Source organism: Azoarcus sp. DD4 (assembly GCF_006496635.1).
Classification (GTDB): domain Bacteria; phylum Pseudomonadota; class Gammaproteobacteria; order Burkholderiales; family Rhodocyclaceae; genus Azoarcus.
The window spans coordinates 5318982-5340087 of sequence record NZ_CP022958.1 but is presented as its reverse complement, the minus strand read 5'-3'; the positions used below and the strand labels follow the sequence as shown (position 1 = coordinate 5340087).

Genomic DNA, 21106 nt, shown 5'->3' with positions numbered 1-21106 from the left:
AGGCCTCAGCCGGCGGCGCAGCTGCGCAGCTGGGACAGCTTGTCCAGCACCAGACCGCGGCGCCCCTGCGGCCTTATCATGCCGTCGCGGGTGAGGCGCGACAGAACCCGCGACAGGGTCTCGGGCGTCAGGTTGAGCTGGGCGGCGATGGTCTGCTTGTCGGTTTCCAGGCGGATTTCGCAGTGTTCGGCGCTGGCCGGTGCGAGCCGGGTGAGATAGTGTGCGACGCGCTGCACGCTGTTGCGCTGAAAGCACTGCTGCAGGTTCTCGAGCAGCGCGTACATCGTCGCCGCCAGCCGCGTGCCGAGCGCGGCGGCAAAGGCCGGACAGCTCGCCATCGCGCCGCGCAGGTCGACGCCGCGCAGCTGCAGCAGCCGGCTGTCGCGGATCGCCTGCGTCGTGACCAGCGGCTCGCGCTCCAGCAGGGCGACGTCCTCGCCGAAGCTGTCGCCCGCGCCGACCAGCTGGATGACCATTTCGGTACCGGAGGCCGACAGCAGGAAACGCTTGACCTCGCCGTCGAGGACCACGAACGCGCAGTCGGGCTGCTGTCCCGGTTGCCGCAGGATCTCGCCGCGCGCCATGCGCAGGCAACGGCCGTGCTCCAGCAACTGACGGCGCTGGGCATCGTCGAGCAGGTCGAAGGGGGCGATCGTCTTGAGGCTGTCCTGCAGCAAGGTGCTTGTCTCGTCGGTCATCATCCGTCTCCCGATGCACGCGCGGTTGCGTGGTGACGAACTCAGTGTAGATCGCGTTGCAATCGGAATGAATAAGCGGAAATCCGGCCGGTTTGCACCCGGATACCTCCTTGGAGGTATAAGCGGAACGGGTTAAATCGCTGTTTACTATAGTCAGAGATCTGGACGGTGGTCGCCTGACGGGGCGCCGCCGCCCGAACGAGGTATGTCTACATTCCGACCGTGGCGTCCAGCGCCGGTCGGCGACGGAGAGCGCACATGCGCAAGCGACTTACGGATGCGCTCGCCCGGCGCTCCATCCTGCTGTTGGTGGGCCTGGCGATGCTGGCGGTGACGGCGATCGGACTGGCTGGCATGAGCCTGTCGGTGGTGGTGGCGGAAACGGTACAGGGCAGCGCGAGCGCGATCAACGTTGCCGGCAGCCTGCGCCGGCTGACTCACCGCGTCGCCAGCCTGGCGGCGGCGGAGGCGATCAATGGCCGCGTGCCGGGGCCCCGGGTGCGCGACGCGATCGCGCAGTTCGACAGCCATTTCACCCACACCGAGCTGCAGCGGGTGCTGGAACGCGAACCCGACGGCGTGTTCGCGGCAACCTACCGCGGCGTCGAGGCCAGCTGGAAGCTCAGTCTCAAGCCCGGCCTGCAGGCGCTGGGCGAGGCCGGCGTGCCGCCGACGGCGGAGCAGGTGGAGCAGTTGCTGACCGACGTGGACAACTTCGTCGAGCAGCTCAACACGCTGGTGGCGGTGCTGGAGCACGATACCGAAACGCGCATCGGCGAGCTGCGCCGTATCCTGGCGGTGGCCATCGTCGTCACCCTGATCGTGGTCGGCGTCGCGCTGGTGCTGCTGCACCGGCTGGTGCACCGGCCGCTCGGCAATCTGCTCGACGCCGCCAGCCGTATCGGCAGCGGCGACTTCGCAGTGCGTCTGGCGCATACCGGGCGCAACGAACTGGGCCGCGTCGGCGCTGCCTTCAACCTGATGGCGAGCGAGCTCTCCAAGCTCTATCGCGATCTCGAAGCGCGGGTCGAGGCCAAGACGGCCGAACTGCAGCGCAGCAACCGCTCGCTGGAAGTGCTCTACCACGCGATCGCGCGGCTCTACAACGCACCGGCGGCCACCGAAGCCTATACCGAGACGCTGCGCGACATCGAACAGGTGATGGGCTTGAGCGGCAGTCTGGCCTGCATCGAGCCGCGTCACGACGGGCCGGCCACGGTGCTCGCCTCCAGCCTCGGCCCCTGCCCGGAACGGCTGGCCGGCGGCGCCGGCGCGCTCGCCTGCGAGCACTGCCGGGCCCACGCCGTGCCCTGGAGTTACCAGCGCGAGGGCGATCACGAAGTGCTGCGGGTACCCCTACGCGACAGCGACAACCACTACGGCATGTTGCGTTTCGCGCTGCCGGTGGGGCGCCGGCTGGAGGACTGGCAGCGCCAGCTGGTGGAAGCGTTGTCGCGTCACATCGCGATGGCGCTCGGCACCGCCCGCCGCACCGAGCAGGAGCGCCTGCTGGCGCTGCAGGAGGAGCGCTCGGTGATCGCCCGCGAACTGCACGATTCGCTCGCCCAGGCCCTGTCCTACATGAAGATCCAGGTCGCACTGCTGCAGCCGGTGCTGGGCGATCCGTCGCGGCGCGGCGAGGCCGACACCATCCTCGCCGATCTGCGCGCCGGCATCAACGCTGCCTACCGCCAGCTGCGCGAACTGCTGGTGTCCTTCCGTCTGCAGATGAGCGGCGACTTCCCCGACCTGCTGCGTGCGGCGGTGGACGAATACGCCGGCAAGGGCGGGGTCGCCGTCCGGCTCGAAACCCGACTGGCCGACTGTCCGCTCGGCCCCAACCAGGAGGTGCATGTGCTGCACATTGTCCGCGAAGCCCTGTCGAACATGGTGCGCCATGCCGCCGCCACCCAGGCCACCGTCAGCCTCAGCTGCGATCCCGGCCACCGCGTCAGCGTTGTGATCGAGGATAACGGCGTCGGTCTTGCTGCGGTACCGGGCGATGCGCGCAACCACCACGGCATGACCATCATGCGCGAGCGTGCGCGCAGCCTCGGCGGCGAACTCGAGATCGGTGCCGGCAGCGCTGGCGGCACCCGCGTCGCGCTGAGCTTCCAGGCCCAGCCGCGGCCGGCCCACGCGCTGGCGGCCGACGCCGTTGCGAGTCTTGCCGGGGGAGGCGCATGAGCGCCGCCGCCCGGCCGCCCGAAGGCGGCGCGCGCACTCCCGCGGGGGTGGAGCAGGGGTTTCGTGGAGCACTGCTCCACGCCTGCGCAACGGGCTGGCTGTGCAAAGCCAGCCCTGCGGCGCGTAGCGACAGGAGGGTCGTCAAGTGAGCGAGGAGATCCAGCGCGTTGTCCTGGTCGACGACCACCCGCTGTTCCGCAAAGGGCTGGCCCAGCTGTTGGCGACCATCCCGTCCTTCCGGCTGGTCGGCGAGGCGGCCGGTGGCGTCGAGGGGCTGGCGCTGGCGCTGCGGCTGGCGCCCGACCTGCTGCTGCTTGACCTCAACATGAAGGACATGAGTGGCCTGGATGTGCTGCGCGGCGTGCGTGCGGCCCAGCTCGACACCCGGGTGGTCATGGTCACCGTGTCCGATCATGGCGAAGACCTCGTTGCCGCACTGCGCGCCGGCGCCGACGGCTACCTGCTCAAGGACATGGAGCCGGAAGCGATGGTCGCTGCGCTGCGCGAGGCGGCTGCCGGTCGCATCGTGATCTCCGAGCAACTCACCCACCTGATGGCGGTTGCACTGCGGGGCGAGAGCCGGCCGCGTTCGGTGGAAGCGGCCGGCCTAACCGAGCAGGAGCTGCGCATCCTCGAGCACATCGCGGGCGGTCTGTCGAACAAGCTCATCGGTCGCGAGCTCGATATTGCCGAAGGCACCGTCAAGGTCCACGTCAAGCACATCCTGCGCAAGCTGGCGGTGCGCTCGCGGGTGGAGGCCGCGGTGTGGGCGGTGGAGCATCTGCGCGCCCCGGCCTGAGTCGCGTGCCCTGCCTTCGATGAGAGCCATTCTCGTCTTGACTGAGGTCAATGACGGCCCTGGCGGTGAGGGCGCCCAATAGACCCCGTTACCAATGCGGGGAAAAGTTGTGGAATCCGTTTCGATGTTGCGCCGGGGCTTGTTGCGCGGTCGTGTCCGCGCCGTTGCACCGGCCCTGCGCCCGCCCTGGGCGCTGGCCGAAGCGGACTTCCTCGCCCGTTGCAGCCGCTGCGACGCCTGCGTCGCCGCCTGTCCCACAGGCATCGTGGTGACGGGCGAGGGCGGCTTTCCGACGGTCGATTTTTCCCGCGGCGAATGCACTTTCTGTGGCGATTGCGTGCCGCCCTGTACCCCCAGAGCCCTGTCGCGCCCGGCGGCCGATGCGCCGCCGTGGTCGCTGACGGCGCGCATCGGCGACGGCTGTCTGGCCCTGAAGGGGGTGGAATGCCGTGTCTGCGGCGAAGCCTGCGGCGAGGGTGCGATCCGCTTCCGGCCACGCATCGGTGGTGTCGCGCTGGCCGAACTCGATGCCTCGCGCTGCACCGGTTGCGGCGCCTGCCATGCGCCCTGCCCGGTGCGGGCGATTTCCCTGGACATGAATACGAAGCTGGCGATGGAGGAAGGCGCATGAGGATCGCAAGCCTGGTCGTGCGGGCCAAGCCCGAGCACTTTGCCGAACTGGGCGAAACCCTGGGCGAGATCCCGGGCGTGGAGCTGCACGGCACATCGACGGAGAACGGCCGCATGGTCCTCACCATCGAGGACGGTGAGGGCTACTCGATGACCGATTCGATACTGGCGGTGAGCCTGGCCGAGCATGTGCTCGGCGCCACGCTCGCCTATGAATACACCGACGAAGGTCTGGAATTACTGGAGGCGTGAGATGAGCATGGATCGACGCGATTTCATCAAGGCCAATGCGGTCGCCGCGGCAGCGGCGAGCGCCGGCATCGGCATCCCGGTGGTGGCGCAGGCGCAGCCCAATGGCGCCAACGCCACCAAGGTGCGCTGGGACAAGGCGGCCTGCCGCTTCTGCGGCGTCGGCTGTTCGGTGCTGGTGGGCGTGCAGAACGGCCGCGTAGTGGCGACCCAGGGCGATCCGGACGCACCGGTGAACCGCGGCCTGAATTGCATCAAGGGCTACTTCCTGTCCAAGATCATGTACGGCGACGACCGCCTGACCAAGCCACTGCTGCGGATGAAGAACGGCAAGTACGACAAGAACGGCGAATTCACGCCGATCTCGTGGGATCAGGCCTTCGACATCATGGCCGAGAAGTGGAAGGCCGCGATCAAGGAGCAGGGGCCGGATTCGATCTGCATGTTCGGCTCGGGCCAGTGGACCATCTGGGAAGGCTATGCCGCCTCCAAGCTGTTCAAGGCCGGCTTCCGCACCAACAACATCGACCCCAACGCCCGCCACTGCATGGCCTCGGCGGTAACCGGCTTCATGCGTACCTTCGGCATCGACGAGCCGATGGGCTGCTATGACGACATCGAGAACGCCGACGCCTTCGTGCTGTGGGGTTCGAACATGGCGGAGATGCACCCCATCCTGTGGACGCGCATCACCGACCGTCGCCTGTCCAAGGAAGGCAGCGAGGTGCACGTGCTGTCCACCTTCGAGCACCGTTCCTTCGAGCTGGCCGACAACGGCATGATCTTCACGCCGCAGACCGACCTCGCCATCCTCAACTACATCTGCAACTACATCATCCAGACCAAGCGGGTGAACACCGCCTTCGTCAATGCGAACGTGAAGTTCAAGGCCGGCGAGACCGACATCGGCTTCGGCCTGCGCCCCACCCACGCGCTGGAGCAGAAGGCGACCAGCAACGGCTACCCCGGTGCCGACGGCAAGCCCAAGGGCGACGCCAATGCGGCCAAGGACATCAGCTTCGAGGAATTCGCCAGGTTCGTCTCCGAATACACGCTGGAAAAGACGGCCAAGCTGACCGGCGTGCCCGCCGAGCGGCTGAAGCGGCTGGCCGAGGTCTATGCCGATCCGAACAAGAAGGTGATGTCCTTCTGGACCATGGGCTTCAACCAGCACACCCGCGGCACCTGGGTGAACAACATGATCTACAACGTCCACCTGCTGGTGGGCAAGATCAGCGAGCCGGGCAACAGCCCCTTCTCGCTCACCGGCCAGCCGTCGGCCTGCGGCACCGCGCGCGAGGTCGGCACCTTCGCCCACCGCCTGCCGGCCGACATGGTGGTCGCCAACCCGATGCATCGCGCCATCGCCGAGCAGATCTGGAAGCTGCCGGAGGGCACCATCCCGGCCAAGATCGGCCTGCACGCGGTGGCGCAGAGCCGTGCGCTGAAGGACGGCAAGCTCAAGTGCTACTGGACCAGCACCACCAACAACATGCAGGCCGGGCCCAACGTCAACGAGGAGATCTACCCCGGCTGGCGCAACCCGAACGCCTTCGTGGTGGTGTCCGACGTCTATCCGACGGTGTCGGCGCTGTCTGCCGACCTCATCCTGCCCTCGGCGATGTGGACCGAGAAGGAAGGCGCCTTCGGCAACGCCGAGCGCCGCACCCAGTTCTGGCGCCAGCAGGTCAATGCGCCGGGCGAAGCCAAGAGCGACCTGTGGCAGTACATCGAGTTCTCCAAGCGCTTCAAGGTCGAGGAAGTGTGGCCGGCCGAACTCATCGCCAAGAAGCCGGAATTCAAGGGCAAGACCCTGTTCGACGTGCTCTACGCCAACGGCACGGTGAACAAGTTCCCGCTCGCCGACGTCGACAAGGCCAACGCCCACGCCATTCCCGCCTACATGAATGACGAGTCGAAGGCGCTCGGCTTCTACCTGCAGAAAGGCCTGTTCGAGGAATACGCCCAGTTCGGCCGCGGCCACGGTCACGATCTCGCCGACTTCGACGTCTATCACAAGGCGCGCGGCCTGCGCTGGCCGGTGGTGGAGGGCAAGGAAACCCTGTGGCGCTTCCGCGAAGGCTACGACCCCTACGTCAAGCAGGGCGAGGGCGTGAAGTTCTACGGCCACAAGGACGGCAAGGCGGTGGTGTTCGCGCTGCCTTACCAGGATCCGCCGGAGATGCCGGACAAGGAGTTCGACATGTGGTTGTGCACCGGCCGCGTGCTGGAGCACTGGCACACCGGCTCGATGACCCGCCGCGTGCCGGAACTGCACCGCTCCGTGCCCGAGGCCCAGGTCTTCATGCATCCGGACGATGCCACGCAGCGCGGCCTGCAGCGCGGCATGGCGGTCAAGCTGGTGTCGCGGCGCGGCGAAGTCGTCGCCCGGCTGGAGACGCGCGGCCGCAACAAGCCGCCCAAGGGCCTGATCTTCGTGCCCTTCTTCGACGAAGGCCGCTTGATCAACAAGCTCACGCTGGACGCCACTTGCCCGATCTCGAAGGAAACCGATTTCAAGAAGTGCGCGGTGAAGGTGCTGAAGGCCTGAGCAAGCGTTGCCGGCCCGCCCCGCAGCATGCGGTCACGCCCCCCGGGGTGGCCGCGCGGTGGGCGGCGGCACATACCAGTCAGCGAGAACGATGCGTGCGCGGCCCGCACGCCGCCCGGCACGGCCGGACGGCGGCTGCCGGTTGCGAGCGCGTTGCAGGATCATGAAAGACGACACCACCAAGGACACGCCGCAACCGAGTGCGCGCCGCCGCTTCCTCAAGGATGCGGCCGGCGTGGCGGGCGGTGCCGGCCTGCTGGCGCTGGGCGCGGGGCTCTATGCGCGCCAGGCGTCGGCATTGCCGGCGACCGCGCTGCGGCCGCCGGGCGCGCTCGCGGAAGGCGATTTCCTCGCCGCCTGCGTGCGCTGCGGCCTGTGTGTGCGTGATTGTCCCTACGACACCCTCGAACTCGCCCGCCTCGGCGACGCGGTTGCCAGCGGCACGCCGTACTTCGAGGCGCGCAAGGTGCCGTGCGAGATGTGCGAGGACATCCCCTGCGTGGCGGCCTGTCCCACCGGCGCGCTCGACCGCGGGCTGACCGAGATCGGCAAGGCGCGCATGGGCCTGGCGGTGCTGATCGACCATGAAACCTGCCTCAACTTTCTCGGCTTGCGCTGCGACGTCTGCTACCGGGTGTGCCCGGTGATCGACAAGGCGATCACGCTGGAGAAGATGCACAACCCGCGCTCCGACCGTCACGCCATGCTGTTGCCGACGGTGCATTCGGATCACTGCACCGGTTGCGGCAAGTGCGAGAAGGCCTGCGTGCTGCCGGGCGAGGCGGCGATCAAGGTGCTGCCGGTCAAGCTGGCGCAGGGTTCGCGCGCCGAGCACTACCGTCGTGGCTGGGAGGAAAAGGAAGCCGCCGGTGGTTCGCTGATCGGCGAGCAGGTGGAACTGCCGGTGCGCGGCATGGAAGACAAGGCCTATGGCGACACCCGCCTGCGGCCGGGCGAAACGCCAACGCCGGCGCCGGCTCCTGCCGCGCCGGGTGGCGGCCTCGATTCGGGGTGGAAGCCATGAACGCCGCCGCGAACACGCCCACCGAAAGCGTTACCGACAGCGCCCACCCGGTGCCGCCGACCAGCGTGCGTGGCGCCGCCCTGCGCGGGGTCATGGCGCGTCCCGGCGCGGAGGCGGTCGCGACCAAGGGCTGGCTGCGGGCGCACAAATGGCTGCTGCTGCGTCGGTCGAGCCAGCTCGGCATCCTCGCGCTGTTCCTGCTCGGCCCCTGGTTCGGCTGGTGGATCGTCAAGGGCAACCTGACGTCCAGCCTCACGCTCGGCGTGCTGCCGCTCACCGATCCCTTCGTCCTGGCGCAATCCCTCTTCGCCGGCCAGTTGCCCTACCGCGAGGCGCTGATCGGCGGCGGCATCGTGCTCGCCTTCTACCTGCTGTTCGGCGGCCGCCTGTTCTGTTCCTGGGTGTGTCCGGTGAACCTCGTCACCGACGCCGCGGCCTGGCTGCGGCGCCGGCTCGGCCTCAAGGGCGGCAAGGCGCCGGCCGGCAACACGCGCTACTGGCTACTGGCCTTCGTCATGATCGCCGCGGCGGTGACCGGCAGCCTGGCGTGGGAGTGGGTGAATCCGGTGTCGATGTTCCACCGCGGCCTGATCTTCGGTTTCGGCCTGGCCTGGGGCATCGTCGGCGGCATCTTCTTCTACGACTTCCTGATCGCCCCGCGCGGCTGGTGCGGCCACCTGTGCCCGCAGGGGGCCTTCTACGGCCTGCTCGGCCGGGCTGCCACCGTGCGCGTGTCGGCGGCGCGGCGCAGCGCCTGCAACGACTGCATGGACTGCTTCGCAGTCTGCCCCGAACCCCAGGTCATCCGTCCCGCGCTCAAGGGCGTGGGGCAGGACCACCCGCTGATCCTCGACGGCGACTGCACCACCTGCGGGCGCTGCGTCGATGTCTGCGGCAAGGACGTTTTCCGTATTACGACCCGATTCAACAGGAGCGAGTCATGAACAAACCCACCCGCCAACTCGTGATTGCGCTCATTGCCGCCCTCGGCATCGGCGCTGCCGTCCCGCCCGCCGCGATCGCGGAAGGCGTCAAGAGCATACGCGGCAACGACGTGTCGGCGCCGGAAGTGGCGCCCGGCAGCTACAAGCCGATTCCCGACCGCGCGCCGATCCCGCGCGACTACGTGCAGCAGCCGCCGCTGATTCCGCACAAGACCGAAGGCTACGAGGTCACCAAGAACTTCAACCGCTGCATGGACTGTCACGCCTGGAGCCGCTATCAGGAGACCGGTGCGACCAAGGTCAGCCTGACCCACTTCAAGGACCGCGACGGTGGCGAGCTTTCCAACATCTCGCCGCGGCGCTACTTCTGCATGCAGTGCCATGTGCCGCAGACCGATGCCCAGCCGCTGGTGACCAACAAGTTCCAGCGCGCCGAAGGCCTGCGCTAGAGCCAACAGAACGGGGACTGTCATGACGGATAACAACAACAGCGGTCTGTGGGCCAAGCTGCGCCGGGCAGGCTGGGGTCTGCTCGGGGTGGCCTTCGTCGGCGGCATCATCTTCTGGGGCGGCTTCAACTGGGCCCTGGAGATGACCAACAAGGAGCAGTTCTGCATCTCCTGCCACGAGATGGAGGAAAACGTCTATCGCGAGTACCGCAACACCATCCACTACCAGAACCGTACCGGCGTGCGGGCGACTTGCCCGGACTGCCATGTGCCCAAGGAGTGGGGGCCGAAGATCGTCCGCAAGATCAAGGCGTCGAACGAGGTCTGGCACAAGATGCTGGGTTCGATCGACACGCCGGAGAAGTTCAACGCCAAGCGCCTGCAGCTGGCGCAGAACGAATGGCGGCGGATGAAGGCCAACAACTCGCAGGAATGCCGCAACTGCCACAACTACGAGTACTTCGACTACTCGGTGCAGGGCCGGCGCTCCAACAAGATGCACCAGGCCGGGCTGTCGGCCGGGCAGACCTGCATCGATTGCCACAAGGGCATCGCCCACTCGCTGCCGCCGATCGAGCAGGAAATCGGCGCCGGGCGCGACTCGGTGGCTCCCGAGGTCTTCCATCCGGCGGCGCCGCAACAGGCTGCACCGCAGCAGCCGGCGCAATCGCAATAAAGTCGGTGGCGGCGGGTCGGCACGCCCGCCGCCACGCAGTGGCAAGCGTGGGGGCTTGCCGTTTTGCGGTCGGGCCGCCCCAAGGCAAGACAGCCCCCTTGGGGGCAGCGCCGCCACGCAGTGGCAAGCGTGGGGGCTCGCCGTTTTGCAGCCGGGCCGCCCCAAGGCAAGACAGCCTCCTTGGGGGGCAGCGCCGCCACGCAGTGGCAAGCGTGGGGGCTTGCCGTTTTGCCGTCGGGCCGCCCCAAGGCAAAACAGCCCCCTTGGGGGGCAGCGCCGCCACGCAGTGGCAAGCGTGGGGGCTCCTTTCTACACGGCGTACTGGCCCATGGCCTTGCGCATGCGGTCCACCACGGTATCGAGGTGGCGCACCATGTCCTCGGTGTCGGACACGACCGCTACGTTCTGTTCGGTCATCGACGCCACCTGTTCGATGTGGCGGGCCAGATCCTGCATGGCGCCCTGCTGCTCGCCGGAGGCGTGGGAGATTTCAGACACCCGCTGCATCGTGTTCACCATTTCGGCGTTGATGCGGTTGAGCGAGGCTTCGGCGGCACCGACGCGCTCCACGCCCTCGCCGACCTGGGTGGCACCGGCCCGCATGGTATCGACCGCCTGACGCGTCTCGTCGCGGATGGTGTCTATCATCGTGCCGATCTCGCGGGTGGCCTCGCCGGTGCGCTCGGCCAGCTTGCGCACTTCGTCGGCCACCACCGCGAAGCCGCGGCCCTGTTCGCCGGCGCGGGCGGCTTCGATCGCGGCGTTGAGCGCGAGCAGGTTGGTCTGATCGGCGATCTCGCGGATCACCCCGGTGATGCGGCCGATCTCGTCAGAGCGCTTGCCCAGGGTTTCGAGCTGCTCGGCCGAGGTGCGCACGCGGTCGGCGAGCGACTGGATGTTGCGGCTGGCGTCGCGGGTGATGCGGGCGCCATCGTCCGACACCCGGCTGGTCTCCTCGGCCACGCTACGGGTCGATAGCGCATGCGCTGCAACCTCGCTGATCGACACGCTCACTTCCTCGATCGAGGCCGCGGCCGAGCTGGCCGCCTCGCTCTGCGTCTGGGCCGACACGCGCACGTCGTGAACGCTGCTGCCGACCTTGCCGGCGGCGCGCTCCACCTGCACCGACACCTCGCTCATCCCCTGCAGCGTGGCCTGTACCGAGGACACGACCTTGTCGGCGCGACGCGCCACCGCGCCGATGACGTCGCGGCGGCCGAGATCGAAGCGATGGCGCAGGTCGCCGGTGGTGAGGATGGCCTCCAGCCAGGCCGCGGTCGCCGCGAGGTCGCGGTTCACGTGGGGAGCGAAGAAGACGAGAAAGTAGAGGGCGTAGAGGCCGGACAGGGCGGCAACAGCCAGCGTCAGGGCGGCGGGCAGGGCGATGTCGGCGATCGTGCCGACCAGCATCAGCAGCGCTGGTAACAGCGCGGCGACGCCGACGAAGGCGAGTTGCGCCGGCAGCGACATCAGACCGTTGAGCCATTCCGGCCGGCGCTGCACGACGCGGCCGTGATAGACCTTGATCGAGCGGTCGCCGTCGCGGATGCGCTTGTAGGCGGCTTCGGCCGCAGCGATCTCGTCGCGGGTGGGACGGGCGCGCACCGACTGGTAGCCGACGATACGCCCGTTCTCGCGCACCGGCGAGGCATTGGCGACCACCCAGTAGTAGCCACCGTCCTTGCGCCGGTTCTTCACCAGGCCGCGCCACGGCCGCCCGGCCTTGAGGTCGGCCCACATGTCGGCGAAGGCCTCGGCCGGCATGTCGGGGTGGCGCACCATGCCGTGCGGTTTGCCTATCATTTCCTCGCGGGTATAGGCGCTGATTTCTGCGAAAGCCTCGTTGGCTTCCTCGATCAGGCCTTTGAGGTCGGTGCGGGAGTAGATGAACTCGCCGTCCGGGATGACGGTTTCGATCTCGGTGTTGTACCTGCTTGCACGCATGCTGTTCTCCCCGGAAGCCAGGCGGTCTGCGGTGCAGCCCGGGCGCTGATTAAGGTGGGTATGCAATCCGTACGCAGCACTTTCCATGCCCACGACGAAAGTGGTGACGACGATCGCCCAATGGCCATCAATCCTTTTCGCCAAAAGGCTTTCTGAGTGACTCCGTAGTGGCAACTTGTATTACCTAGGTAATACGTCGGAAATGCCTGCCCGTGCGGTTCTTCGACGTGGCGACGCTCGCCGCGTATGCCGATGCGCTGGTCGGCGCCCCATTGCAGCGGCGCGCAGTGTGCCTGCATAAAACCATTCTGTGAACATGGTTTATTGCGAGAAACGGGCCTTGCCGGCGTGCGGCCGATGTTGCTGCGCACCATCGGCGCGCATCGATAGCGCTGTTGCAAAGCCGACAATCCGGCACTGCGGCTGACGTCGGCAGGGCAAAATCCATTCCCGCCGCTGCCGCCCTGTGGTTCAATCCGTCCCCATGCTCGAAGCCGAAGATCTCGCCTGCCTGAAGGGCGACCGCCTGCTGTTCCGCGGCCTCGCCCTCCGTCTGGAGGCGGGCGAGCTGCTGCGCGTCGCCGGACCCAATGGCGTCGGCAAGACCAGCCTGCTGCGTCTGCTCACCGGCCTGGCCCTGCCGGAAGCCGGCGAGGTGCGCTGGCAGGGGCGGTCGATCGCGCGCGAACGCGACGCCTTCCACCGCGCGCTGCTCTATCTCGGCCACGCCGCCGCTCTCAACGACTTGCTCACGCCGCTGGAAAACCTGCGCTTCGCCTGTGCCGCCGCCGGTGACGACGCCGACGAGGAGCGCTGCATGCAGGCGCTGGTGCGCATTGGCCTGGCCGACCAGCTCGACCTGCCGGCGCGGGTGCTGTCGCAGGGCCAGCGCCGCCGCGTTGGCCTTGCCCGCCTGTTCCTCGGCTCGCGCCGGCCCCTGTGGATACTCGACGAGCCTTTCACTGCGCTCGACGTGGCGGCGGTGGCCGAATTGGCGACCACGCTGTCCGACCACTGCGCTGCCGGCGGCATGGTGATGCTCACCACCCACCAGGATGCGCCCTTTGCACGTGCGCCGCGGGTGCTCGACGTCGGAGCCTGGGCATGCTGAGCGCCTTTCTCGCGGTGTTGCGGCGCGACCTGCTGCTGGCCTGGCGCGGCCGCGCCGACGTGCTGGTGACGCTGGCCTTCTTCGTCATCGTGGTCTGTCTCTTCCCCTTCGGTGTCGGTGCCGAGCCCAATCTGCTGCGCGCGATCGCGCCCGGCGTGCTGTGGGTCGCCGCGCTGCTTGCCTGCCTGCTGTCGCTGCACCGCCTGTTCGCCCAGGACCATGTCGACGGAACCCTGGAGCAACTTCTCCTGTCTAGTGAGCCTGCCGTGCTGTGGGTGACCGCCAAGGTGCTGGCCTTCTGGCTCAGCACCGGGCTGCCGGTGATGGTGGTGGCCCCGGGCCTGGCGCTGCTGCTTGACCTCGAACAAGGCGCGCTGCCGGTGCTTGTCTTAAGTTTGGCGCTCGGCACGCCCATCCTCGCCCTGCTCGGCGCGGTCGGGGCGGCGCTGACGCTGGGCCTGCGCGGCGGTGGCATGCTGCTTGCACTGCTGGTGCTGCCATTGTTCGTGCCGGTGCTGATCTTCGGTGCCGGCGCGGTCGAGGCGGAGCTGTCCGGCACCGGCGCCGCCGCCCACTTGCTGTTGCTCGGCGGCGGCCTGGCCGGGGCTTTGGCGCTGGCGCCGCTGGCCTGCGCCGCGGCGCTGCGGATTTCGAGCGAATGACGATCAACCTTTACCCGGCCCGCGCGGCGCGCACGGACCACTCCGGCGACACAGCGGCGAACCGGCGCCGCCTAGCGAAGCGACACCCATGAGCACTCCCGAACGCGGTTCCAGCCTGTTCCGATTTGCCGCACCCCAGGTCTTCTATCCGCTTGCCGGCCGCCTCGCACCGTGGTTTGCCGCCGCCGCGGTGCTGCTCACCGTGGCCGGGCTGTGGCTGGCCTTCTTCGTCGCGCCCACCGACGCGGTGCAGGGCGAGGTCTACCGGGTGATCTTCATCCACGTGCCGGCGGCCTGGATGTCGATGTTCATCTACCTGGTGATGGCTTTCTGGTCGGCGGTCGGGCTGGTGATGAACACCCGGTTGTCCTTCATCATGAGCCAGGCACTGGCGCCCACCGGGGCGATGTTCTGTTTCGTGGCGTTGTGGACCGGCGCACTCTGGGGCAAGCCGACCTGGGGCGCCTACTGGGTGTGGGATGCGCGCCTGACCTCGCAGCTGCTGCTGCTCTTCCTCTACTTCGGTTTCATCGCGCTCACCCGCGCGATCGAGGATCCGCGCCGCGCCGACCGTGCCGGTGCGCTGATCGCCATCGTCGGCGCGGTGAACGTGCCGGTCATCTATTTCTCGGTGAAGTGGTGGAACACCCTGCACCAGGGCGCTTCGGTCAGTCTCACCAAGGCGCCGACCATGGCCTCCACCATGCTCGCGGGCATGCTGGTAATGGCCTTCGCCTCGTGGGCCTACACCCTGGCGGTGGTGCTGTGGCGGGTGCGGCCGATGATCCTGGAGCGCGAGCGCCACACCGAATGGGTGGGCACGGTGCTGGCGCGCGAAGCCGGCACGGAAGGAGGGCGGGCGTGATGCAGTGGGAGTCGTGGGCGGCGTTCTGGGAAATGGGCGGCAAGGGCGGCTACGTGTGGTGGAGCTACGCGGTGACCTTCGCGCTGGTGGCGCTGGAACTCGTGCTGCTCGCACAGCGTCGGAAGGACACCCTCAAGCGACTGCTGCGCTGGCGGCGCGCGGTCGGCAAGGACAAGGAAGCAGGCGGCCGCATTCCGGCCGCGATGGAGATGGAACGATGAAACCCCGTAGCAAACGTCTGATGCTGGTCGGCGGCGGCGTGGCCCTGCTGGCCGCGGCGGCGGCCCTGGTGCTGTCCGCCTTCCAGCAGAACCTGGTGTTCTTCCACACCCCGACCGAGGTTGCCGAAGGCAAGGCGCCGGTGGGCAAGACCTTCCGCGTCGGCGGCATGGTGGAGGGCGGCTCCATCCAGCGCGACGCCGACGGTGTCACGGTGCGCTTCGTCATCACCGACACCGCCAAGGTCATTCCGGTGAGCTACAAGGGTTCGCTGCCCGACCTCTTCAAGGAGGGCAAGGGCGCGGTGGTGCAGGGCACGCTCGGCGCCGACGGTCAGTTCCGCGCCACCGAGGTGCTGGCCAAGCACGACGAGAACTACATGCCGCCCGAGGCTGCGCACGCGCTCGAACAGGCCCACAAGGCAGCGCAGACGGTGCAGCAATGATTCCCGAACTCGGTCACTTTTCCCTGGTGCTGGCCCTGGTGCTGGCTCTGGTCCAGGCGGTGGTGCCGCTGGTCGGCGCCCACCGCAACCGGCTGGCGCTGATGGCGGTGGCGCGGCCGGCGGCGCAGGGCCAGTTCTTCTTCGTCGCCCTGTCGTTCGCCCTGCTGACCTGGGCCTTCGTGGTCAACGACTTCTCCGTCCAGTACGTGGCGATGCATTCCAATTCGGCGACGCCGCTCGCCTACCGCATCACCGCGGTGTGGGGCAGCCATGAGGGTTCGCTGCTGCTGTGGGGGCTGACACTCGCTTTGTGGACGGTGGCGGTCACCGTGTTCTCGCGCCATCTGCCGGAAGCCTTCGTCGCCCGCGTGCTCGGCGTGCTGGGCTGCATCAGCGTCGGCTTTCTCGCGTTCACGCTGATTACTTCCAACCCGTTCGAACGCCTGCTGCCGGGCGCGCCGGAAGGCCGCGACCTCAATCCGCTGCTGCAGGATCCGGGCATGATCATCCACCCGCCGTTGCTCTACATGGGCTATGTCGGCTTCTCGGTGGCCTTCGCCTTCGCCATCGCCGCGCTGCTTACCGGCCGGCTCGATGCCGCCTGGGCGCGCTGGTCGCGGCCGTGGACCACGGTGGCGTGGGTCTTCCTCACCGCCGGCATCGCCGTGGGTTCGGGCTGGGCCTATTACGAGCTCGGCTGGGGCGGCTGGTGGTTCTGGGATCCGGTGGAAAACGCCTCCTTCATGCCCTGGCTGCTCGGCACTGCGCTGATCCACTCGCTCGCGGTCACCGAAAAGCGCGGCGCCTTCCGCAGCTGGACGGTGCTGCTGGCGATCGGCGCCTTCTCGCTGTCGCTGCTGGGCACCTTCCTGGTCCGCTCCGGCGTGCTCACCAGCGTGCATGCCTTCGCCACCGATCCGCGCCGCGGCCTCTTCGTGCTCGCCTTCCTCGTCACCGTGATCGGCGTGTCGCTGCTGCTCTATGCCTGGCGCGCGCCCAAGCTGGCGGGCGGTGGCCGCTTCGGCCTGGTGTCGCGCGACACCTCGCTGCTCGGCAACAACGTGCTGCTCTCGGTGGTGTCCGCCTCGGTGCTGCTCGGCACGCTCTATCCGCTCTTCCTCGACGCGCTCGGTCTCGGCAAGATCTCGGTCGGCCCGCCGTACTTCGAGGCGGTGTTCGTACCGCTGATGACACCGGTGGTGGTGCTGATGATGTTCGGCCCCTTCCTGCGCTGGAAGAACGACGACCTCGGCGCGGCGGTGCGCAAGGTGGCGCCGGCTTTCGTCGCCAGCGCGGCGATCGGGCTGGGCAGCGCCTTCGCGCTCGGCCATGTTACCTGGCGGACCGTGCTGGGCCTGGCGCTGGCCGCCTGGGTGGTGCTCGCCAGCCTGCAGCTGTTGGCGGCGCGCCTCAGGGAGCGGGCCGGGGCGGCGATGACCTCGCGCCTGGCGACCATCCCGACGGCCTGGTGGGGGATGTGGCTGGCCCACCTCGGCGTTGGCGTGTTCATCATTGGCGTCACCCTGGTCGGCAGCCTCGAGCAGAATCTCGACCTCAAGATGAAGGCGGGCGAGAAGGCCGAATTCGTCGGCTACACGCTGGCCTTCCGCGGCGTGCAGGATGCGCCCGGCCCCAATTACGATGCCTCTCGCGCCACCATTGAGCTGTCGCGCGGCGGCGTGCCGCTGTCCACGCTGGAGCCGGAGAAGCGGCTCTACCTCGCCCAGCAGATGCCGATGACCGAGGCCGCGCTAGACGTCGGCCTGTTCCGCGACATCTACGTCTCGCTCGGCGAGCAGCTGAAGGATGGCAGCTGGATCGTCAGCCTGCATTACAAGCCTTTCATCAGCTGGATCTGGGCGGGCTGCGTGCTGATGGTGCTGGGCGGCATCTGCGCCGCGGCCGACCGCCGCTACCGCAAGCTGGCCGAACGCCACGCCGCAGCGGCCGCTGCCGGTCAGCCGGCTTGAAGAACCCCCTGCTGGAATCCCGATGAAAGCGAAGTTCCTCGTTCCCCTGATCCTGTTCCTGGTACTGGCCGGCTTCCTCGCCTTCGGCCTCACCCTCAATCCGCGTGAAGTGCCGTCGCCGCTGCTCGACAAGCCGGCGCCTGCCTTCCGCCTTGCCCGCCTCGACCAGCCGGCGCAGAGCTTCGCACTGGAGGAGATGCGCGGCCAGGTGTGGCTGCTCAATGTGTGGGCGTCGTGGTGCGTAGCCTGTCGCCAGGAGCACCCGGTGCTGGTCGATCTCGCCAAACGCAACATCGCCCCCATCGTCGGCCTCAACTACAAGGAGGTGCGCGGCGACGGCGAGATCGATGCGCGCGACATGCCGCTCGACACCGAGACCGGCATGGCGATCGAGCGCGCGCGCGGCTGGCTCGCGGCCCACGGCGATCCCTACACCCTGTCGGTGCTCGACATCGACGGGCGCGTCGGCATCGACTTCGGCGTCTATGGCGTGCCCGAGACCTTCCTGATCGATCAGCGCGGCAACATCCGCTACAAGCACATCGGTCCGATCACCCCGGAAAGCGTGGAGAAGATCTTCGCGCCGCGCATCGAGGAGCTGAAGCGTGCCGGCTGATTTCCTGGTGTTGCCGCTGCGCGCCCGCCGCGCGCTGACGATCTGCGCCACCGTTCTCGGCGTTGCCGGCGGCGTGCCGGCGCAGGCCGAGGCCGAGGCGCCCGCCGCCCGTCCGGTGGTCGAAGACCCGGTGCTGGAAGCGCGCGTGCTGGAGCTGTCGCACAAGCTGCGCTGTCTGGTGTGCCAGAACCAGTCGATCGCCGAATCGCACGCGCCGCTGGCGGTGGACCTGCGCAACCAGGTGCGCGAGCAGTTCGTCGCCGGCCGCGACGAGAACCAGATTGTCGATTACCTCGTCGCCCGCTACGGCGATTTCGTGCTCTACGAGCCACCCTTCAAGCTCACCACCCTGGTGCTGTGGCTGGGGCCGCTGCTGCTGCTGGTCGCCGGCGCCGGCTGGCTCGCCTTCCGCCTGCGCCGCCGTGCCGCCGAAGCCGTCACCACCTTGTCCGAGGCGGAGCACGCCCGTGCCCGCGCGCTGCTCGAAGGCGGCGCACCGTCATCATCCGAGGAAAACCGTTCGTGAGTGTCTATCTGCCTTTCGTGGTGCTGGCCGGGCTATTGGTCGCCGCCGCCCTGCTGCTGGTGCTGCCGCCCCTGTTCGGCGCCGGCCTGCAGCGCCGCCGCCGCGCCATCGACGTGAGCGCCGATGCCGGTCAGGCGGCGACCGCGCTGACGGTGCTGCGCGAGCAGCTCGCCGATCTCGACGCCGACCATGCTGCCGGCCGTATCGATGCCGACACCTATGCGCGCAGCCGCGACGAGCTCGAGCGACGCGCGTTGGACGAGGGCGAGGCGGCCAGCGAGCGCGTCGAAGCGCACCCGGCGCGCAGCTGGGCGGTGGCGGTCGCGGTCTCGGTACCGCTGCTGGCGCTCGGCATCTACCTGGTGCTCGGCAATCCTGACGGGCTGGATCCGCAGAAGGTGGCCGGCCAGCAGGGCTTCAGCCGCGAACAGGTGGCCGAGATGGTCGGCGGGCTCGCCGACCGCCTGGAGAAGGAACCGGACAATGCCGAAGGCTGGATGATGCTGGCGCGGTCCTACCTGGTGCTGGAGGATTTCCCCAAGGCCGCGGCCGCTTACGAGCGACTTTCCGCACTGCGCCCCGACGACGCCGACATCCTCGCCGACTGGGCCGACGCGGTCGCTGCCCAGCACGGCAGCGTGTCCGGTCCGGCCGAGCTCATCGTCGCCAAGGTGCTGGCGGTTGATCCCGAACATGTGAAGGGTCTGCTGCTGGCCGGCAGCGCCGCCTTCGAGCGCAAGGACTACGCCGCCGCGTCGGCGCAATGGGAGCGCATCCTCGTTCGCATTCCGCCGCAGGAAGAAGCGGCGAGCGCACTGCGCGCCGGCATCAACGAGGCGCGTGCCAAGGGCGGTCTGCCGCCGCTGGCCGAAGCCCCGGCGGCCCCGCCGATGTCACAGGCGGTCGCAGCGGCCGACGGTGGCCTGACGCTGAGCGGTCGGCTCGAACTCGCGCCCGCGCTGCGCGAACGCCTGGGCGCCGACGACACCGTGTTCGTCTTCGTGCGCGGCGGCGCCGGCGGTCCGCCGCTGGCCGCACTGCGTTTCAAGGGTAGCGAGCTGCCGCGCGAATTCAGCTTCGACGGTGTGCCGCGCATGGGCGGCGACGGTCCGCTGCCGTCCCAGGTGACGCTGGCGGCGCGGGTATCGAAGAGCGGCGAGGTGAACGCCCGCGCGGGCGACCTGGAAGGCCGCGTCGACGGCCTGGCGCCGGGCGCCAACGGCGTGGCGCTGGTGATAGACAAGGTGCGCGAGTAAGCGGGGCTGCCGTCTGGCGCCATGAACGCGGAGTCCGAAGGCCGGAATGCGGCGGTGCCGGACTGCAATCGCTGCGCCGCCTACTTCATCACCCACGACCCGGCCTTTCCCTACGGTTGCCGGGCGATGGGTTTCAGCAGCCGCCGTCTGCCCTGCCGCGAGGTGCTGGCGGCCTCGGGCGTCGCCTGCCGCTACTACCGGCCCAGGGCGGCGGGTGTTCAGCCGAGGTAGTCGACCTTCACCCGCTTGACGTTGCACAGCAGCTCGTAGGCGATGGTGCCGGCCGCGGCGGCGACGCGGTTGACCGGCACCTGCCTGCCCCACAGTTCGACCCGGCTGCCGATGCCGGCTTCGGGCAGGTCGGTGAGGTCGACGGTCAGCATGTCCATCGACACCCGTCCCACCAGGCGGCTGGGCCGGCCATCCACCGCGACCGGCGTGCCGTCCGGCGCGCTGCGCGGGTAGCCGTCGGCATAACCCATCGCCACCAGGCCGATGCGGCTCGGCCGCTGCGCCATGAAGCGGGCGCCGTAGCCGAGCGGCGCGCCTGCGGCGAGTTCGCGTACCGCGATCACCGCGCTTTCCAGTGTCATGACCGGCTGCAGGCCGTTGCCTTCGTCCGGCATCGGGTCGGCGCCGTAGAGCAGGATGCCGGGCCGTGCCCAGTCGCGGTGGGCATCGGGCCAGCCCAGCACAGCGGCGGAGTTGGCCAGGCTGCGTGGGCCGGGCAGATCGCGGGTGGCGGCGTCGAAGTCGGCCAGCTGGTCGGCGGTAGCGATGACCTGGGGCTCGTCGGCGCGGGCGAAGTGCGTCATCAGCGTGATTTCGCCGACCTTGCCGCTGTCGCGCAGGCGCTGCCAGGCGGCGCCGACCGCGTCGCCGACGAAACCGGCGCGGTTCATGCCGCTGTTCACCTTCAGCCAGACGTCGAGCGGACGCGTGAGCTGCGCCTGCTCGATCATCTCGACCTGGGCGGCATGATGCACCACCGGCCACAGCGCGTATTGCTCCGCCTGCGCCAGCTCGGCGGCGTCGAACACGCCCTCGAGCAGCACGATGGGTTGGGTGATGCCGGCCGCGCGCAGCTCCAGCGCTTCGTCGAGGAAGGCCACCGCGAAGCCGTCGGCCTCGGCCGCCAGCGCGTGGGCGCAACGCACCGCGCCGTGACCGTAGGCATTGGCCTTGACCACGGCGAGGGCGCGGCCGCCGTGGCGGCTGCGGGCGAGACGATAGTTGTGGCGGAGGGCTTGGAGGTCGATCAGGGCGGTGGCGGGACGCATGCGGA

22 protein-coding genes are annotated in these 21106 nt (G+C 68.7%); 19 read left to right on the top strand and 3 right to left on the bottom strand.

Going from position 1 to position 21106, the window contains the following annotated elements:
* Positions 1 to 5: 5 nt before the first annotated feature.
* Positions 6 to 698, bottom strand: a complete 693-nt coding sequence (locus CJ010_RS24785) for a Crp/Fnr family transcriptional regulator (RefSeq protein WP_205754853.1) — start codon at positions 696 to 698, stop codon at positions 6 to 8.
* 258 nt (positions 699 to 956) lie between these two features.
* Here CJ010_RS24785 and CJ010_RS24780 point away from each other — a divergent pair, with 258 nt between their 5' ends.
* From CJ010_RS24780 to CJ010_RS24740, 9 genes are all read left to right on the top strand, one after another.
* The gene (locus tag CJ010_RS24780; RefSeq protein ID WP_141020460.1) at positions 957 to 2885 is read left to right on the top strand and encodes a HAMP domain-containing protein; all 1929 of its coding nucleotides are present in this window, start codon (positions 957 to 959) and stop codon (positions 2883 to 2885) included.
* A 145-nt stretch (positions 2886 to 3030) separates the two neighbouring features.
* Complete coding sequence (narL, locus tag CJ010_RS24775; protein ID WP_141020459.1) at positions 3031 to 3684, top strand: two-component system response regulator NarL; 654 nt, start codon at positions 3031 to 3033, stop codon at positions 3682 to 3684.
* A gap of 124 nt (positions 3685 to 3808) precedes the next feature.
* On the top strand, positions 3809 to 4315 hold the full coding sequence (gene napF / locus CJ010_RS24770) for a ferredoxin-type protein NapF (protein ID WP_141020458.1): 507 nt from the start codon (positions 3809 to 3811) through the stop codon (positions 4313 to 4315).
* Complete coding sequence (locus tag CJ010_RS24765) at positions 4312 to 4566, top strand: chaperone NapD (protein WP_141020457.1); 255 nt, start codon at positions 4312 to 4314, stop codon at positions 4564 to 4566. Before napF ends, CJ010_RS24765 begins: the two co-directional genes overlap by 4 nt.
* 1 nt (position 4567) lies before the next feature.
* Complete coding sequence (napA, locus tag CJ010_RS24760) at positions 4568 to 7114, top strand: nitrate reductase catalytic subunit NapA (RefSeq protein ID WP_141020456.1); 2547 nt, start codon at positions 4568 to 4570, stop codon at positions 7112 to 7114.
* 163 nt (positions 7115 to 7277) lie between these two features.
* Complete coding sequence (gene napG, locus CJ010_RS24755) at positions 7278 to 8138, top strand: ferredoxin-type protein NapG (protein ID WP_141020455.1); 861 nt, start codon at positions 7278 to 7280, stop codon at positions 8136 to 8138.
* On the top strand, positions 8135 to 9082 hold the full coding sequence (gene napH / locus CJ010_RS24750; protein WP_141020454.1) for a quinol dehydrogenase ferredoxin subunit NapH: 948 nt from the start codon (positions 8135 to 8137) through the stop codon (positions 9080 to 9082). The genes napG and napH overlap by 4 nt, the downstream gene beginning before the upstream one ends.
* Complete coding sequence (locus CJ010_RS24745) at positions 9079 to 9531, top strand: nitrate reductase cytochrome c-type subunit (RefSeq protein WP_141020453.1); 453 nt, start codon at positions 9079 to 9081, stop codon at positions 9529 to 9531. The genes napH and CJ010_RS24745 overlap by 4 nt, the downstream gene beginning before the upstream one ends.
* A gap of 22 nt (positions 9532 to 9553) precedes the next feature.
* Positions 9554 to 10207: a NapC/NirT family cytochrome c gene (locus CJ010_RS24740; RefSeq protein WP_141020452.1), complete on the top strand. Its 654-nt coding sequence runs from the start codon at positions 9554 to 9556 to the stop codon at positions 10205 to 10207.
* Between the two features lie 309 nt (positions 10208 to 10516).
* Here the strand turns inward: CJ010_RS24740 and CJ010_RS24735 are convergent, their stop codons facing one another.
* Positions 10517 to 12151 carry a methyl-accepting chemotaxis protein gene (locus CJ010_RS24735; protein WP_141020451.1) on the bottom strand — a complete coding sequence of 545 codons (1635 nt, stop codon included), beginning with the start codon at positions 12149 to 12151 and terminating at the stop codon, positions 10517 to 10519.
* A 484-nt stretch (positions 12152 to 12635) separates the two neighbouring features.
* Here CJ010_RS24735 and ccmA point away from each other — a divergent pair, with 484 nt between their 5' ends.
* The 10 genes from ccmA (at position 12636) to CJ010_RS24685 (ending at position 20052) form a co-directional block, all read left to right on the top strand.
* The gene (ccmA, locus tag CJ010_RS24730) at positions 12636 to 13262 is read left to right on the top strand and encodes a cytochrome c biogenesis heme-transporting ATPase CcmA (RefSeq protein WP_141020450.1); all 627 of its coding nucleotides are present in this window, start codon (positions 12636 to 12638) and stop codon (positions 13260 to 13262) included.
* On the top strand, positions 13256 to 13924 hold the full coding sequence (gene ccmB, locus CJ010_RS24725) for a heme exporter protein CcmB (RefSeq protein WP_141020449.1): 669 nt from the start codon (positions 13256 to 13258) through the stop codon (positions 13922 to 13924). Before ccmA ends, ccmB begins: the two co-directional genes overlap by 7 nt.
* An 88-nt stretch (positions 13925 to 14012) precedes the next feature.
* The gene (gene ccmC, locus CJ010_RS24720) at positions 14013 to 14789 is read left to right on the top strand and encodes a heme ABC transporter permease CcmC (RefSeq protein ID WP_141020448.1); all 777 of its coding nucleotides are present in this window, start codon (positions 14013 to 14015) and stop codon (positions 14787 to 14789) included.
* A complete protein-coding gene (ccmD, locus tag CJ010_RS24715) occupies positions 14789 to 15010 on the top strand; it encodes a heme exporter protein CcmD (protein WP_141020850.1) in 222 nt (73 codons plus the stop codon). The genes ccmC and ccmD overlap by 1 nt, the downstream gene beginning before the upstream one ends.
* Positions 15007 to 15453 carry a cytochrome c maturation protein CcmE gene (ccmE, locus tag CJ010_RS24710; RefSeq protein WP_141020447.1) on the top strand — a complete coding sequence of 149 codons (447 nt, stop codon included), beginning with the start codon at positions 15007 to 15009 and terminating at the stop codon, positions 15451 to 15453. Before ccmD ends, ccmE begins: the two co-directional genes overlap by 4 nt.
* Positions 15450 to 17423 (top strand): heme lyase CcmF/NrfE family subunit, encoded by a 1974-nt coding sequence (locus CJ010_RS24705; RefSeq protein WP_141020446.1) that lies wholly within the window; start codon positions 15450 to 15452, stop codon positions 17421 to 17423. The genes ccmE and CJ010_RS24705 overlap by 4 nt, the downstream gene beginning before the upstream one ends.
* 22 nt (positions 17424 to 17445) lie before the next feature.
* Positions 17446 to 18039: a DsbE family thiol:disulfide interchange protein gene (locus tag CJ010_RS24700; RefSeq protein WP_141020445.1), complete on the top strand. Its 594-nt coding sequence runs from the start codon at positions 17446 to 17448 to the stop codon at positions 18037 to 18039.
* On the top strand, positions 18029 to 18565 hold the full coding sequence (locus CJ010_RS24695; RefSeq protein WP_371415678.1) for a cytochrome c-type biogenesis protein: 537 nt from the start codon (positions 18029 to 18031) through the stop codon (positions 18563 to 18565). The genes CJ010_RS24700 and CJ010_RS24695 overlap by 11 nt, the downstream gene beginning before the upstream one ends.
* Positions 18562 to 19821: a c-type cytochrome biogenesis protein CcmI gene (gene ccmI / locus CJ010_RS24690; RefSeq protein WP_141020444.1), complete on the top strand. Its 1260-nt coding sequence runs from the start codon at positions 18562 to 18564 to the stop codon at positions 19819 to 19821. Before CJ010_RS24695 ends, ccmI begins: the two co-directional genes overlap by 4 nt.
* Before the next feature lie 21 nt (positions 19822 to 19842).
* On the top strand, positions 19843 to 20052 hold the full coding sequence (locus CJ010_RS24685; RefSeq protein ID WP_141020443.1) for a hypothetical protein: 210 nt from the start codon (positions 19843 to 19845) through the stop codon (positions 20050 to 20052).
* Here CJ010_RS24685 and alr read toward each other — a convergent pair.
* The gene (gene alr, locus CJ010_RS24680; protein WP_141020442.1) at positions 20040 to 21101 is read right to left on the bottom strand and encodes an alanine racemase; all 1062 of its coding nucleotides are present in this window, start codon (positions 21099 to 21101) and stop codon (positions 20040 to 20042) included. The genes CJ010_RS24685 and alr overlap by 13 nt on opposite strands.
* Positions 21102 to 21106 lie beyond the last annotated feature (5 nt).